At 41.9% G+C, this 14,438-nt stretch carries 15 protein-coding genes; 10 read left to right on the forward strand and 5 right to left on the reverse strand.

Annotation, left to right across the window (positions count from 1 at the left end; all coding sequences use genetic code 11):
- The first annotated feature begins 1 nt into the window (after position 1).
- Together secD and secF are read left to right on the forward strand one after the other, a co-directional pair.
- Positions 2-1,855 (forward strand): protein translocase subunit SecD, encoded by a 1,854-nt coding sequence (gene secD / locus Q4546_RS12900; protein ID WP_102439660.1) that lies wholly within the window; start codon positions 2-4, stop codon positions 1,853-1,855.
- A gap of 10 nt (positions 1,856-1,865) precedes the next feature.
- Positions 1,866-2,813, forward strand: coding sequence for a protein translocase subunit SecF (gene secF / locus Q4546_RS12905; protein WP_076542916.1), 948 nt, complete (start codon positions 1,866-1,868; stop codon positions 2,811-2,813).
- 67 nt (positions 2,814-2,880) lie between these two features.
- Here the strand turns inward: secF and Q4546_RS12910 are convergent, their stop codons facing one another.
- Together Q4546_RS12910 and Q4546_RS12915 are read right to left on the reverse strand one after the other, a co-directional pair.
- Complete coding sequence (locus Q4546_RS12910; protein WP_303413671.1) at positions 2,881-3,132, reverse strand: hypothetical protein; 252 nt, start codon at positions 3,130-3,132, stop codon at positions 2,881-2,883.
- Positions 3,129-3,527: a DUF3224 domain-containing protein gene (locus Q4546_RS12915; protein WP_303446380.1), complete on the reverse strand. Its 399-nt coding sequence runs from the start codon at positions 3,525-3,527 to the stop codon at positions 3,129-3,131. Before Q4546_RS12915 ends, Q4546_RS12910 begins: the two co-directional genes overlap by 4 nt.
- Before the next feature lie 129 nt (positions 3,528-3,656).
- On the opposite strand from Q4546_RS12915, the gene Q4546_RS12920 reads away from it, so the two are divergent.
- The 5 genes from Q4546_RS12920 to Q4546_RS12940 all read left to right on the forward strand — a co-directional run bounded on the left by Q4546_RS12920 (position 3,657) and on the right by Q4546_RS12940 (position 7,188).
- Positions 3,657-3,974 carry a DUF2007 domain-containing protein gene (locus tag Q4546_RS12920; protein WP_303446381.1) on the forward strand — a complete coding sequence of 106 codons (318 nt, stop codon included), beginning with the start codon at positions 3,657-3,659 and terminating at the stop codon, positions 3,972-3,974.
- A 125-nt stretch (positions 3,975-4,099) separates the two neighbouring features.
- Positions 4,100-5,026: a bifunctional precorrin-2 dehydrogenase/sirohydrochlorin ferrochelatase gene (locus Q4546_RS12925; protein ID WP_303446382.1), complete on the forward strand. Its 927-nt coding sequence runs from the start codon at positions 4,100-4,102 to the stop codon at positions 5,024-5,026.
- 129 nt (positions 5,027-5,155) lie between these two features.
- Positions 5,156-5,692 (forward strand): YaeQ family protein, encoded by a 537-nt coding sequence (locus Q4546_RS12930; RefSeq protein ID WP_102439655.1) that lies wholly within the window; start codon positions 5,156-5,158, stop codon positions 5,690-5,692.
- Between the two features lie 268 nt (positions 5,693-5,960).
- A complete protein-coding gene (locus Q4546_RS12935) occupies positions 5,961-6,536 on the forward strand; it encodes a CBS domain-containing protein (protein WP_102439654.1) in 576 nt (191 codons plus the stop codon).
- 154 nt (positions 6,537-6,690) lie between these two features.
- Positions 6,691-7,188, forward strand: coding sequence for a GNAT family N-acetyltransferase (locus Q4546_RS12940; RefSeq protein ID WP_102439653.1), 498 nt, complete (start codon positions 6,691-6,693; stop codon positions 7,186-7,188).
- 79 nt (positions 7,189-7,267) lie between these two features.
- Here the strand turns inward: Q4546_RS12940 and dapD are convergent, their stop codons facing one another.
- The 3 genes from dapD to map are packed head-to-tail and all read right to left on the reverse strand — an operon-like array spanning position 7,268 to position 11,504.
- On the reverse strand, positions 7,268-8,092 hold the full coding sequence (gene dapD, locus Q4546_RS12945) for a 2,3,4,5-tetrahydropyridine-2,6-dicarboxylate N-succinyltransferase (RefSeq protein ID WP_076542908.1): 825 nt from the start codon (positions 8,090-8,092) through the stop codon (positions 7,268-7,270).
- Between the two features lie 18 nt (positions 8,093-8,110).
- Positions 8,111-10,690 carry a bifunctional uridylyltransferase/uridylyl-removing protein GlnD gene (gene glnD, locus Q4546_RS12950; protein WP_303446383.1) on the reverse strand — a complete coding sequence of 860 codons (2,580 nt, stop codon included), beginning with the start codon at positions 10,688-10,690 and terminating at the stop codon, positions 8,111-8,113.
- A 22-nt stretch (positions 10,691-10,712) separates the two neighbouring features.
- Positions 10,713-11,504: a type I methionyl aminopeptidase gene (map, locus tag Q4546_RS12955; RefSeq protein ID WP_076542906.1), complete on the reverse strand. Its 792-nt coding sequence runs from the start codon at positions 11,502-11,504 to the stop codon at positions 10,713-10,715.
- Between the two features lie 330 nt (positions 11,505-11,834).
- On the opposite strand from map, the gene rpsB reads away from it, so the two are divergent.
- The 3 genes from rpsB (at position 11,835) to pyrH (ending at position 14,335) form a co-directional block, all read left to right on the forward strand.
- Complete coding sequence (gene rpsB, locus Q4546_RS12960; protein WP_076542905.1) at positions 11,835-12,563, forward strand: 30S ribosomal protein S2; 729 nt, start codon at positions 11,835-11,837, stop codon at positions 12,561-12,563.
- Positions 12,564-12,678: 115 nt separating this feature from the next.
- A complete protein-coding gene (gene tsf / locus Q4546_RS12965; protein WP_076542904.1) occupies positions 12,679-13,530 on the forward strand; it encodes a translation elongation factor Ts in 852 nt (283 codons plus the stop codon).
- 67 nt (positions 13,531-13,597) lie between these two features.
- Entirely contained in the window at positions 13,598-14,335 is a 738-nt protein-coding gene (pyrH, locus tag Q4546_RS12970) for a UMP kinase (RefSeq protein WP_076542903.1), read from the forward strand.
- The last annotated feature ends 103 nt before the right edge of the window (positions 14,336-14,438 follow it).

Genomic DNA, 14,438 nt, shown 5'->3' on the forward strand with positions numbered 1-14,438 from the left:
TGTGTTAAATAAATACCCAATGTGGAAGAACATCATGGTGATGCTAGTCATCGCCATTGGTGCTTTTTACGCAACTCCAAACCTATTTGGTGAGGATCATGCAGTACAAGTCGTAGCGACTCGTGGTGCAGAAGTGACAACTTCAACTCTATCGACAGTAAACGGATTACTTGAAAGTAAAGGCATTGCGGTAAAGCGCTCTGAGCTCGAAGATGGGCAATTACTTGTCCGTGTTCAAAATTCTGAGCAGCAATTGCTTGCTAAAGAAGCCATTGCTGATTCATTAGGTGATAAATATACCGTTGCATTAAACCTAGCGCCGGCGACACCTGAGTGGCTTGAAGCCCTTGGTGGATCACCAATGAAGTTTGGTTTGGATTTACGCGGCGGTGTTCACTTCTTAATGGAAGTGGATATGGGCGAAGCTATTCGTAAGATGGAAGAAGCCAAAATTGCTGATTTTAGAAGCCAATTGCGTGAAGAGAAAATTCGTTACGCAGGTGTTCGTAAAACTGCAAAAGGCCTTGAGATTAAATTCCGTGATGCTGAAAACTTAGCCAAAGCAGAACGCTTCTTAAAGTCTCGCAATAATAATGAAATGGTATTTAATGATGGTAGCAGCGGTGAAAACTTTGCCCTGTATGCCACCATGAGTGATAGCTACCTTAGTCAAATTAAGGAAGAAGCACTACAGCAAAACATGACGACTATTCGTAATCGTGTTAACGAACTGGGTGTTGCTGAGCCGGTAGTACAGCGTCAAGGCGCTGAACGTATTATTGTTGAACTGCCAGGTGTACAAGACACTGCGCGTGCAAAAGAAATTTTAGGTGCTACAGCATCAATTGAATTTCGCATGGTTGATCAAAACACTGATCAAAGCGCAGCAGCAAATGGCCGCGTACCTGCGACCTCAGAGGTATTTCCTCGTCGTTCAGGTGGCATTGCGGTGCTGAAAAAAGAAGTGATGTTAACTGGTGATCATATTACCGGTGCCCAACCTTCTTTTGATGAATATAGTCGCCCACAAGTATCGATTAACTTAGATGCTAAAGGTGGCAACATCTTCTCTAACGTCACTAAAGACAACATTGGTAACCCAATGGCGACTTTATTTATTGAGTATAAGGATAGCGGTATTCGCAATCCTGATGGCTCAGTGAAAATGACTAAAATTGAAGAAGTTATTTCAGTTGCTACCATTCAAGCTCGTCTAGGCCGAAATTTCGTTATTAACGGTCTTGATCATTCTGAAGCACAAAGCTTAGCGTTATTACTTCGTGCAGGTGCGCTTATTGCGCCAGTGACGATTGTAGAAGAACGTACTATTGGTCCAAGCCTTGGTGCACAAAATGTTGAAAATGGTATCCAAGCAATGATTTGGGGCTTGGCAGTTGTTTTAGTCTTTATGCTTATCTATTACCGTGCATTTGGTGTTATCGCAAACTTAGCACTTACCGCTAACTTAGTGATGGTTGTTGGCGTGATGTCAATGATCCCAGGTGCCGTATTAACCCTGCCTGGTATTGCCGGTATGGTATTGACCGTTGGTATGGCAGTAGATGGTAACGTGCTGATTTACGAACGTATCCGTGAAGAGTTACTTGCTGGACGCAGTGTTCAACAAGCGATTCATGAAGGTTACGCCAATGCATTTTCAACCATTGCTGATGCAAACATTACCACCTTTATGACGGCATTAATTTTATTTGCTGTGGGTACGGGCGCGGTTAAAGGTTTCGCAATTACTCTGATGATTGGTATTGCAACGTCAATGTTTACTTCTATCGTGGGAACGCGCGTTATCGTGAATCTCATGTGGGGTGGTAAACGCGTTAAGAAACTATCAATTTAAGGAGTTGACCATGTTACAAATATTTTCAGTAAAGAAAACGATCAACTTTCTAAAACATGCAATGCCAATCAGTGTTTTATCAATGATTTTGGTGGTGGCTTCTTTTGTGTCATTAGGCACAAAAGGCATCAACTGGGGTCTTGATTTTACTGGTGGTACGGTTGTTGAGTTAGAGTTTTCAAAACCAGTAGACTTATTAGAGCTACGTGCTGAATACAGTACTGATGGCGCTGACGGAGCAGTAGTGCAAAATTTCGGTTCAAGCCGAGATATCTTAGTACGTTTACCTGTTCGTGATGATCTAAAAAGTGATGATCAAGTCGCTGCGATTGTGCACGGTGCTCAAGTTATTGATGCCAACGTTATTCAAAAGCGTGTTGAATTTGTTGGCCCTCAAGTGGGGAAAGAGTTAGCAGAGCAAGGCGGCTTAGCCGTGATTGTGGCGTTAATTTGTATTCTCATTTACGTATCATTCCGCTTCGAATGGCGTTTAGCAATGGGCTCTGTTGCCGCACTTGCTCACGATGTCATCGTCACCTTAGGCATTTTCTCTATTTTACAATTAGAGTTTGATTTAACGGTATTAGCAGGTTTGCTTACGGTAGTGGGTTACTCGTTGAACGATACCATCGTAGTCTATGACCGTATCCGCGAGAACTTCTTGAAGATGCGTAAAGGCGGTCCTGATGAAGTGGTTAATACGTCTATCACGCAGACAATGAGCCGTACTATTATTACTACAGGTACTACCTTAGTGGTGGTGATTGCGCTATTCCTTAAGGGCGGTAGCATGATCCATGGTTTCGCAACGGCGCTACTGTGTGGTATTTTTGTTGGTACTTACTCATCTATTTACGTGGCAAGTTACTTAGCCATTAAATTGGGTATTTGTCGCGAGCATATGATGCCAGTTGAGATTGAGAAAGAAGGTGCTGATCAACCTTCAATGATGCCTTAATCTTAAGCCGCAACACAAAAAAGCCACTCAATCGAGTGGCTTTTTTATTGGAATGTATTTCTTAAATTTAAATACTGATGTTTAAGCTGCTTGCAGGGATAACTTGCTGGGATAACAAGTGCCTATAAACTTCAGCTTTAATGGATGCAATGAACTGGCTGTTAGTCGGGTGATGAATATCCAATGCAACCCAGCCATCAGTGGACATTTGTTCTAACTGAGTAAATTTAGTGCCTGAAATAGTGTCAGCATCCCACTGCCCAGTAGCTTTAATTATGCCAACCGAAGAGTGTAAGCGGCTAATAGAAAACCCCATCATATTTGGCTTAATTCCATTTGGTACTCAGCTTGGCCTTTTTCACCAGAAGTAAATGCGCCTTTACCAGCAATGTTAATCAACTCGCCTTGGCCAGAATTTGGCACGATAATGAAGTCACTGCTGGCGACACCACTTTCAAACTTACCATTGTGTTGCAATACAAAGCTGCCGGACTTGCCATTAATGCTGACTTCCACGTTTTCATAACCACAAAACACTGCTTTGCCATCTGCGGTATAACACATGATATATTTGGGCTGGCTGACACCTTCAAGATCGCCTGAGTACATTTGGCTAATACTTGCTGAGGTTTGCTTAGCACCATCAGGGTGTTCTATATCTGTGGCTTCATCCCAATTTGTAATTTGAAATACACCGGATATTTGCAGATTCATATGATTCTCCTTTAAAGGCTATCAAGAGCATATAATGAGTATAAAGTTTAATCAATGCTCGACAGCAAGAACCATTTACAAGTACGATGATTAAAAATTTGCCATCAGAGCAATGCAGTAGGAATAATAATGGACAATAGAAAAGTACTCTTAACGGGCGGTAATTTACTCCAAGCGCATACTTGGAAAGGGCTGCTTGAAACAAATGGCATATTGGTAGAATTGACCGGTGAAGCTTTACTCGGTGGTGTTGGTGAGTTACCCACTGAAATGCAAACTGTGGATATCTGGGTTTGTCAAAATCAACTCGAGCAAGCTAAAACGCTGTTAGAGTCTCATAATATGGACAGTCCGCAATGGCAATGCCTTCAATGTCATGAGATGAATGAAGGCAGTTTTGAACTGTGCTGGCAATGCAGCTCGCCACAAAGTACCACCCACAACTAACATTGACCTTTTACTGCTGTAAAAGTCTTAAGATTGAATCATTATTATTGATACTAAATAAGACGATGACAATGGCACTATTAACTGGTTATAGTTGATTATCTTAATTATTTTGCGAGTGATCGATGCAGTATTTTCCATTATTTGTGGATACCAAAAATTTACAGGTACTAGTTGTTGGTGCCGGAGAAGTGGCCACTAGAAAGCTTGATTTGCTGTCACGTACCGAAGCTGACATTACTGTTATTGCCCCGGATATCGCTCAAGAAATTCAAAGCTATCATCAAAAAGGGCGAATTCGATTACATAGGCGCGTTATTGAAGCAGCTGATATTGCAGATTATGATGTGATCTACATGGCCACAGCCAATGAACAACTCAATAAAGACTATGCCGTTTTAGCCACCCAAAAAGGCATTTGGGTCAATGTGGTTGATAATCCCAGTTTTTGCCGCTTTATAACACCTTCCATCGTCGACAGAGGTCGCTTAGTCGTTGCCATCAGTACCGCTGGCGCCGCGCCAGTGTTTGCTCGCACTATTCGTTGCCGACTTGAAACGCTATTGCCCCAGTCATTGAGCCCTCTATTTGATTTTGTTGCGTCAAAGCGCACTGAAGTGCAGCAAAAAATCAGTTCTGGTAAAGATAGACGTTTATTTTGGGAGCGATTCTTTAAACTAAACAGTGATCGTTTTGATAGTGTGACAGAAGCTCATTATCAAGATGCATTTAGCAGTTTAGCTGCCGATGGCGAAATATTATTGTTAGATGAAAACGATAACGCGGCCTTATTGCCTATTGCCGCTATGCCATTATTGCAGAAAATTGAAGTAATTTATCGGGACAGTCCGCTGACTGAAAATGGCGTTAGTACCGATATTAATGAACTTATAAGACGTGATGCTAGCCGCGAAGCTGTCCCTAATCTCAGTGAAATTGCAGCAAAATATCACCATGGCGAGCGCATGCTATTGTTGCTAGACACTGAAAAGTTAAAAAAATTTAAAGCACATTTCCCCATGGCGAAGCATCTTCAACCTGGGGCTTTATAGTCATTTTTGTGGGGATATTTACTGCCTAGCTTAATGGTAAATTGACTGAGCTAAAAACATATTCTAAACCGAGTTTCATACTTGTGCTAAACAGGTTAGACTCGGTTTTTTTATTTGTATGGAACTCCCATGGCGCCTAAAGCTACCGTCTATAAAGCAACAATTCAAATCGCTGATATGGATAGACATTACTATGCCGATCATCAACTTACCATTGCCCAGCATCCTTCAGAAACGGATAGCCGCATGATGGTGAGAATTTTAGCGTTTATTATGAATGCGTCGGACTCGCTGCAATTTAGCAAAGGGCTTTGTGTTGAAGATGAACCTGAGCTATGGGAAAAAAGCTTATCTGATGAAATCAATTTATGGATTGAATTTGGCCAAGCTGATGAGAAGTGGCTGCGTAAAGCTTGTGGTCGGTCAAAGCAGGTTCAGTTAATCACCTACAGTGGTCGCAGTGTGCCTATTTGGTGGAAGCAAAATGAACAAGCACTGCAACGCTATAAAAACTTAAGTGTATTTAATATAGCTGAAGAAAGTGTTGCAGCAATGGAAGTGTTTGTTAACCGCAACATGAAATTGCAGGTGAGTATTACTGATGGCGAAATTTGGTTGTCTGATGAAGCCAATAGCCTGATGGTTCAACCTGAGCGTTTAAAGTAAGGTCAACCAAAGAGCTTATAATTGTTTTAAACCTTTAAATTATACATTTTGCACTATAATTTACAGGTTAACCTGTCTAAATTAAGCCGTCGTATACCACTATCAAGTTTGCCTATGCCAAAACCTGATAGTGGCAAATTAAACTATGAAGTCATTGCAAGTGATTATAATTTAGAAGCTTTAATTGTAATAAGCTTGATAACTTCCCTCAATTAGACTCGATAACACCCAGAAATATCGGTTGTTTTGTCAAAAAAGGAAGTTTTTAATGAAAACACTAAATTTATATTCAGTTGACAAAGTCGATGAGCTTGCCCGCCCTGAAGTGTCTGAGCATATCAATATTTATTCAGCCGCCGCTGCGGTGTTTACTGATTTTAGCCAGCTAAAACCTTTTGTAATTGAAATGAATACCGCTGCGGTAGACGTTGAACATTTAATGAAACAATCCCATGTCAGGTTAAAAATTGTCATTGATCAACAAGGGCATTTTATGGGGCTGGTGAGTTTACAAATGCTTCATAGCCAAGAAATGCTTAAGCAGGTCGCCGCAGGTTTTTCGCGAGATCAACTTTTATTGAGTGACTTTATGTTGCCAAAAAATAAGCTAAAAGCCATTGATTATGTGGAACTGGTTAAAGCGCGAATTATTGATGTCATTGAAACGCTGAAGCATTCCCAGCATCAGCACTGCTTAGTGGTTGACGAACGAGCCCACGTTATTCGTGGCTTAATTTCGGCTAATGATATTGTGCGAACCTTAAAACTCCCCATTGATGTGAATTTAAATCCCAGCTTTATGGAGATTGCCGATAATGTCGAAAAACTGAAAGCCGCGAGTTAACCGCACTCAACGTCGATTAATCAAGGTCAATTAATCAAGGTCAATTAATCAAGGTCAATTTATCAAGGTCAATTTATCAAGCTTGATGTGTTGTTTTTATATCAGTAAAACAATAATGTGTAATGATTAAGCATGATATTTACACGGAGCAAGGATGCAGATCAGAAAAGCACAGCGCCATGATGCCACAGTGGCATTTGATATTCGAAACCAAGCAATACTAAGCCAATGCAAAGGGCATTATGATGACGCAATGCTGGTAGCTTGGACGGATGGTGAGCTGCCAATAACATTTGTCGATGCATTTTCGGAGCATGGCTATGTTGCTGTGGTCAATGATGCAGTGGTAGGTGTTGGCATGATTGACGTTAACCATGATGCCGGCAAAAGTTTCGCTGTTGCTACTGGCATGGTCGATGGGATGTTTGTGCACCCCAGTGCTTTTGGTCAAGGTGTTGGCAGGGCGATGTTACAACAACTCGAAACCGTCGCAATTGAAGCAGGCTGTAAAAAATTAATATTGGATGCTTCTTTAAATGCAGCTGATTTTTATCGCGCTTGTGGTTTTAAAGGTGACAAGCATTCAATTTACCATTCCCCAAGAGGCCTTGAACTTGCTTGTATACCAATGGAAAAGTTAATCATTAAATGAGCTAATTAATCATCAGTTGGCAGATTTTACCCATTAAAAAGGGCTTCAATAGAAGCCCTTTTAATTGGGTGACTAACGATTAATCTACGATACGCAGTAATTCGTTAATACCCACTTTTCCGCGCGTTTTCGCATCAACCTTTTTAACGATAATAGCAGCATATAAGCTGTAAGTGCCGCACTTAGAAGGTAAGTTACCAGAAACAACAACAGAGCCTGCAGGTACACGCCCGTAATGTACTTCACCTGTTTCACGGTCAAAAATACGTGTGCTTTGGCCTATGTATACGCCCATTGAAATAACACTGCCTTCTTCAACAACTACGCCTTCAACGATTTCGCTGCGCGCGCCAATGAAACAGTTATCTTCAATGATAGTAGGACCTGCTTGTAGTGGCTCTAGAACGCCACCAATGCCCACTCCGCCAGATAAATGTACGTTCTTACCAATTTGTGCACAAGAACCCACAGTCGCCCATGTATCGACCATAGTACCTTCGTCAACGAATGCACCTAGGTTGACATAAGAAGGCATTAATACGGTATTTTTACCGATAAATGAGCCTTTACGAACCGTTGCAGGTGGTACAACACGAATTGCTTCTTCTTTGAAACGTTCAGCTGTGTAGTCAGCAAACTTCTGCGGCACTTTATCAAAGTACTTGGTATCACCACCGTCGATAACTTGATTATCAAAGATACGGAAAGAAAGCAGTACCGCTTTCTTTAACCACTGGTGTACATGCCATTCGCCATCAATCTTTTCTGCTACGCGAGCCTGACCTTTGTCTAGCATGCTAATAACAGTTTCGATATCTGCACGAACACTTGGCTCTACCGTGCTAGGTGTGATGTCCTGACGAGCCTCAAATGCAGCTTCTATGCGTTGGCGTAATGCCTCCATTACTTTCTCCCGATTAGTTTATTGTGGTAAAGGTGTTGAAAGCGCTCCTAAGAGGGCTTCAGATAGTTGCGCTTGTTGCGTTTCATTGAGCTCGCTGCCGGCATTATTTTGTAAGATAAAGAAATCTTCGGCGCGCTCTCCAATGGTGGTAATTTTAGCTGATAATAAGGTGATATCGCAGCGATGCAGCACTTCTCCGACGCTGGCTAATAAGCCCGGGAAGTCTAATGCGATTAGTTCCATCATACTTGTATCATGGTTAGTCCCAGGTAGGAAACTTACTTGGGTACGAACATTAAAAGGTTTCATGATCCGTGACAGCTTTCTAAATTTTGACGGTTTAGGTTTTTGTGCTGCTAACGCCTTCTCAAGTGACTTTTTAATCGACTGAATGCGGGAAAGCTGGCTGATTGGTTTGCCATCTTGCTCTAGGATAACGAATGTATCTAAGGCGTAATCATCATTTGATGTCATAACGTTAGCATCATGAACATTAATGTTTTTATTGTCTAACACCGCCATAACAGTGGCAAATAACTTGGGTTTATCTTTGGCGTAAACAAACAGCTCGCTGCCACCACGGGTTGTATGCTTTGAAATAAGCACCAATGGTTTTTGCTTGTCGTGTTTCAACAAGGCTTCTGTATGCCATGAAACCTGATTAGGTTGATGACGTAAAAAGTAATCGTCTTTAAACCTTAGCCATAACGCATCAATATTTTTTTGTTTTACGCCACGTCGTAGCAGCTCTTTTTGCGCTTTTTGTTTGGTTTCTTGGACTCGCTCAGCCACATCAATGGGCTTTTCTTTGCCTCTGGCTAACACGCGCTGAGTTGAAAAATATAAATCCCGCAGTAACGAGCCTTTCCAATTATTCCATGCTTTGTGGTTTGTCGCGCAAATATCGGCCACAGTTAAGCAATATAAATAACTTAAATGCACCGCATCTTGGACTCTATCTGCAAAAACGGCCACCACATCAGGATCTGAAATATCACGGCGCTGTGCGGTGACTGACATCACTAAATGGTTTTCAACCAACCAAGCCACTAAACGGCCGTCATGATCGTTTAATCCATGAAGCTTACAAAAATCCAGCGCGTCTTTAGAGCCTAACTTACTATGATCGCCGCCTCGTCCTTTAGCAATGTCATGGAATATAGCGCCTAAAACTAATAAGCCTTTTTTAGGCAACTGATTAATTAAAATCGCGCCTAAGGGGAATTCATCTATCTGCTCAGTTTGCGAAAAGCGGTCAATGTTGAGCAGTAAGCGGTGAGTGTGCTCATCAACCGTGTACGCATGAAATAAATCAAACTGCATTTGACCTTCGATGTTACGCCATGCGGGTAAGTATGAAGATAATATGCCGTGTTTATGCATCAAGGATAAAGCTGTTATGCCACGAGGGTGCTTTAAAATACTCATTAAGCATTTTCTGCACTCTGGGTTATCTTGTAGTGGCCCCTTAAGGCCACGTCGTGCTTTACGTAAAAGCCGCAGCGTTGGGGCATAAATGCGTTGGATATTAGAATTTTTGGCCACTAACAAAAATAAATTAATAATTTGTTCAGGTTGTTGCTCAAACAGTTGATTATCGAGCACTTCAATGAAGTGACCACGGCGCTGATAGTTTTCATTGATTGGCTGAATGGTTAACGGCGCAGTTTGATGCAAGGTTGCACGCTTAAATAACTGCAGCAACATCTCATTTAATTCCATTACCCGTCTTACTGTGCGGTAATAGCGTTTCATCATTTGCTCGACCGCGAGCTGAGTCCCATCCTCATAACCCATTGCTGCGGCAACTTGTCTTTGTAAGTCAAACAGCAGCCTATTTTCATCTCTGCCAGCAATCATGTGCAGTGAAAAACGCAGTTGCCAGAGAAAATCCTGACATTCCAGTAACTCGGTTAATTCAATGGGCTCAAGAAAGTCGTAGCCGACTAATTCTTGTAATGACGCGGCGTCAAAGTGGCGCATAGCCACCCATGCTATAGTTTGAATATCGCGTAAGCCACCGGGACATGACTTGATATTGGGTTCTAAATCAAAGGCATTGGCTTTAGCATGTCGATATTGCTGTTCTTGTTTTTTTGCAAGAAAGAATGTGTCAGAAGGCCAAAAATCATGTTCACGAATCGCGTCATATAATTGATCAAATAAGCTTTCGTCACCTGATAACAATCTAGCTTCAAGCAGGTTAGTAGCAGTGCTGATATCGCTAAGGCCAAGCTCAAGGGTTTGCTCAATGGTGCGCACACTGTGACCGATCTCTAAGCCAGAATCCCAAAGGTAAGTGATAAATTGGCTGATAAGCTCTTGGGCTTGCAGGTTCTTGGCTTCGATTTGGGTCAGGATCAGTAAATCAATATCAGAGTGGGGGTGTAATTCACCGCGGCCGTATCCACCCACCGCAATGAGCGCAATCGTCTGATCATTAGTATAAAACGATTGCCAAGCTTGTTTTAATAGCTCATCAACAAATACACATCGCTCTTTGACGAGTTCAGTTATTGGCTGCTTTTGAGCAAATTGCGCCAATAAGCGCTGGTTTAGATCGACTAGGGTGTTTTTAGCTACCAGCGCAGTGTTCATTGACGTCCTTTTTACCTAAAAATTAAAGCGTTCTTGGGAATTCTTCTTCATTACGTAGTGTGAGTACTTCGACTCCGGTTTTAGTCACTAGCAATGTGTGTTCCCATTGTGCTGATTTTTTACCATCTGAAGTGGTCACTGTCCAGTTATCTTCTTTATCTAAAACCGTTGTGTAGCGTCCAGCATTAATCATTGGCTCGATTGTGAAACACATGCCTTCTTTTAAAACCGTTTTGTCGTTGTTTTTATAATGGACCACTTGTGGCTCTTCGTGAAAGCCTTCACCGATGCCGTGACCACAATAATCTTGCACGATTGAGTATTTGTCTAAACCAGATTTACTGGCTTTAATGAACTTTTCGATAGCAGTGCCAATTTCACCTAACTTAGCACCCGGCTTGACTTTCTTAATGGCTAAATAAAGGCTTTCTTGAGCAATACGAACTAGACGTTTGTCTTTAGGGCTAACATCACCAATTAAAAACATTTTAGAGGTGTCGCCATGAAAGCCATCTTTGATCACTGTGATATCGATATTGAGCACGTCACCGTCTTTTAATATGTAAGGGCCAGGAATACCATGACACACGACTTCATTTACCGAAGTACAGATTGATTTTGGAAAGCCGTGATAGTTCAGCGGTGCAGAGATAGCTCCATGTTCTTCAGTGTATTTAGCACAGATTTCATTCAACTCATCTGTCGTTACTCCCACTTTTACATGTGGGGCTATCATTTCTAACACGTCAGCGGCTAATTTACCTGCTACACGCATTTTTTCGATTTGTTCTGCTGTCTTGATAACTATGCTCATGAATTTTCTCTTACCGTTGTCGCTGTCAAAAAAGCGCATTTAAAATGTGGCAAAATTTGTACTTTTTACCCAGTTATGATATAAAGCGCGCCGTTATGTATAAGTCTTAACGAAACATAAAAGTGAACTAAGCATCAAAGCTTTCTTCACTTATTGCTTCACTAAGAGTAAAATATGGCGGCCATTATACATGTTATAGATGGCAATTTAACTAAATACTAAATCACACACGTATCGACACATTCTTCGGGGTGCTCTTAGTCTATTTTAGGCAAGGGTCGAAGGTATGGGATCCGTGGAGGTCTAACCCCCCAAATTAAGGTATATAAAATGACTACTGTTTCAATGCGCGACATGCTTCAAGCTGGTGTTCACTTCGGTCACCAAACTCGTTACTGGAATCCTAAGATGAAACCTTTCATCTTCGGTGCACGTAATGGTGTTCATATCATCAACCTTGAGCACACTGTACCAATGTTCAACGAAGCTTTAGCTTTCATTAGCAATGTTGCTTCTAAGAAAGGTAAAGTTCTTTTTGTTGGTACTAAGCGCGCTGCTGGCGAAGCTATCAAAGAAGCTGCAATCTCTTGTGACCAGTACTACGTTGATCACCGCTGGTTAGGCGGTATGTTGACTAACTGGAAAACTGTTCGTCAGTCAATCAAACGTCTTAAAGAGCTAGAAAGCCAGTCTGTTGACGGTACTTTCGACAAGCTTACTAAGAAAGAAGCGTTAATGCGTACTCGCGAGCTAGAGAAGTTAGAAAAATCTCTTGGTGGTATCAAAAACATGGGCGGCTTACCTGACGTATTATTCGTTATCGGTGCTGACCACGAGCATATCGCTATTAAAGAAGCTAACAACTTAGGTATCCCAGTTGTTGCTGTTGTTGATACTAACTCTGCTCCAGATGGCGTTAACTACATCGTTCCTGGTAACGATGATGCTATGCGTTCTATCCGTTTGTACACTTCTTCTGTTGCTGCAGCTGCTAACTCAGGCCGTGGTCAAGATTTAGCTGTTCAAGCTGAGCAAGACGGTTTCGTAGAAACTGTTTAATAAGGTTGATGGTTACCATCTCCCTTATTTGCCAATAATTAATTGGTGAACAGGGGCCTTTAGGCCCCTGTTTTATAGATGAAATATTAAACGAATCAAATTTGAGGACTTAACAATGGCAATTACTGCTGCCCAAGTTAAAGAACTTCGTGACCGCACTGGCGCTGGCATGATGGACTGTAAAAAAGCATTGACTGAAACTAACGGTGATATCGAGCTAGCGATTGATAACATGCGTAAGAGCGGTGCTGCAAAAGCTGCTAAAAAAGCAGGTAACATTGCTGCTGAAGGTACAATTCTAATCAAGCAAGCTGAAGGCTACACAGCATTATTAGAAGTTAACTGCCAAACAGATTTCGTTGCTAAAGACGGTAACTTCTTAGCATTTGCTAACGAAGTACTTGAAGTTGCTGCTGCATCTAAAGTAACAATCGAAGAGCTAAAAGCACAGTTTGAAGAAACTCGTGTTGCTTTAGTAGCTAAAATCGGTGAAAACATCAACGTTCGTCGTATCGAGTACATCGATGGCGCTACTCAAGCGACTTACCGTCACGGCGACCGTATCGGTGTTGTTGTAACGGGTGAAGCTGACGCTGAAACACTTAAGCACATCGCAATGCATGTTGCTGCTTCTAAGCCTGAATTCGTTAATCCAACTGACGTACCTGCTGATGTTGTTGCTCGTGAGCAAGCGCTTCAAGTAGAAATCGCGATGAACGAAGGTAAGCCTCAAGAAATCGCTGAGAAGATGGTTATTGGCCGTATGAAGAAGTTTACTGGTGAGATCTCTCTTACTGGTCAAGCTTACATCATGGAGCCTAAGAAAACTGTTGGCGATATTCTTAAAGAGAAAGGCGCAACAGTATCTAACTTCATTCGTTTAGAAGTGGGTGAAGGTATCGAGAAGAAAGAAGAAGATTTCGCTGCAGAAGTTGCTGCACAAATCGCCGCTACTAAAAAAGCGTAATTCAACATCTCTTCATACCCTAAAGCCGCAGCAACCGCTGCGGTTTTGTTATAATTAGGAAAAAGTTATGAGCACCAATCCAAAACCTGCATTTAGACGCGTTCTTTTAAAATTAAGTGGTGAAGCCTTGATGGGCGAAGAAGGCTTCGGTATTGACCCTAAAGTACTTGATCGTATGGCTCAAGAAGTCAAAGAACTGGTTGAGTTAGGTATTCAAGTTGGGGTTGTAATTGGTGGTGGTAATCTATTCCGTGGTGAAGGCTTAGCGCAAGCTGGTATGAATCGTGTTGTTGGCGATCATATGGGAATGTTAGCAACCGTAATGAACGGCCTTGCAATGCGTGATGCACTGCACCGTGCCTATGTAAATGCACGTTTGATGTCAGCCATTCCTTTAAAAGGTGTGTGTGATGACTACAACTGGGCTGAAGCAATCAGTTTATTAAAATCGGGTCGTGTTGTGATTTTTGCAGCGGGTACCGGTAATCCATTCTGTACAACCGATTCAGCAGCCTGCTTACGCGGCATTGAAATTGAAGCTGAAGTTGTACTTAAAGGCACTAAAGTTGATGGTGTTTATTCAGCTGATCCAATGAAGGATCCAGAAGCGGTTAAATACGACACCCTGTGCTTCAACGAAGTGTTAGAAAACGAATTTAAGGTAATGGACTTAGCAGCATTTACGCTAGCCCGTGACCACAACATGCCAATATTAGTATTCAACATGAATAAGCCAGGTGCATTGCGCCGTGTTATCATGGGTGAAGAAGAAGGCACGTATATTAGCGCTAAAAAATCAAGCTAAATCAGGCTTAGAAATTTAACTTGAACGGGTATCGACATAGGGCAACCCGTGTACCATTATCAAGGTGCCGTTCAGGTATTAAGTGTTTGTGACCAAAAGGATA

Origin of the sequence: Shewanella sp. 4_MG-2023, from assembly GCF_030548015.1 — a bacterium.
In the GTDB taxonomy this organism is placed as follows: Bacteria; Pseudomonadota; Gammaproteobacteria; order Enterobacterales; family Shewanellaceae; genus Shewanella.

Excerpts from the sequence above, each read along its gene's own strand:
- secF (WP_076542916.1), top strand. The coding sequence starts at position 1,866 with ATGTTACAAATATTTTCAGTAAAGAAAACGATCAACTTTCTAAAACAT.
- Q4546_RS12910 (WP_303413671.1), bottom strand. The coding sequence starts at position 3,132 with ATGATGGGGTTTTCTATTAGCCGCTTACACTCTTCGGTTGGCATAATT.
- Q4546_RS12915 (WP_303446380.1), bottom strand. The coding sequence starts at position 3,527 with ATGAATCTGCAAATATCCGGTGTATTTCAAATTACAAATTGGGATGAA.
- Q4546_RS12920 (WP_303446381.1), top strand. The coding sequence starts at position 3,657 with ATGGACAATAGAAAAGTACTCTTAACGGGCGGTAATTTACTCCAAGCG.
- Q4546_RS12925 (WP_303446382.1), top strand. The coding sequence starts at position 4,100 with ATGCAGTATTTTCCATTATTTGTGGATACCAAAAATTTACAGGTACTA.
- Q4546_RS12930 (WP_102439655.1), top strand. The coding sequence starts at position 5,156 with ATGGCGCCTAAAGCTACCGTCTATAAAGCAACAATTCAAATCGCTGAT.
- Q4546_RS12935 (WP_102439654.1), top strand. The coding sequence starts at position 5,961 with ATGAAAACACTAAATTTATATTCAGTTGACAAAGTCGATGAGCTTGCC.
- Q4546_RS12940 (WP_102439653.1), top strand. The coding sequence starts at position 6,691 with ATGCAGATCAGAAAAGCACAGCGCCATGATGCCACAGTGGCATTTGAT.
- dapD (WP_076542908.1), bottom strand. The coding sequence starts at position 8,092 with ATGGAGGCATTACGCCAACGCATAGAAGCTGCATTTGAGGCTCGTCAG.
- glnD (WP_303446383.1), bottom strand. The coding sequence starts at position 10,690 with ATGAACACTGCGCTGGTAGCTAAAAACACCCTAGTCGATCTAAACCAG.
- map (WP_076542906.1), bottom strand. The coding sequence starts at position 11,504 with ATGAGCATAGTTATCAAGACAGCAGAACAAATCGAAAAAATGCGTGTA.
- rpsB (WP_076542905.1), top strand. The coding sequence starts at position 11,835 with ATGACTACTGTTTCAATGCGCGACATGCTTCAAGCTGGTGTTCACTTC.
- tsf (WP_076542904.1), top strand. The coding sequence starts at position 12,679 with ATGGCAATTACTGCTGCCCAAGTTAAAGAACTTCGTGACCGCACTGGC.
- pyrH (WP_076542903.1), top strand. The coding sequence starts at position 13,598 with ATGAGCACCAATCCAAAACCTGCATTTAGACGCGTTCTTTTAAAATTA.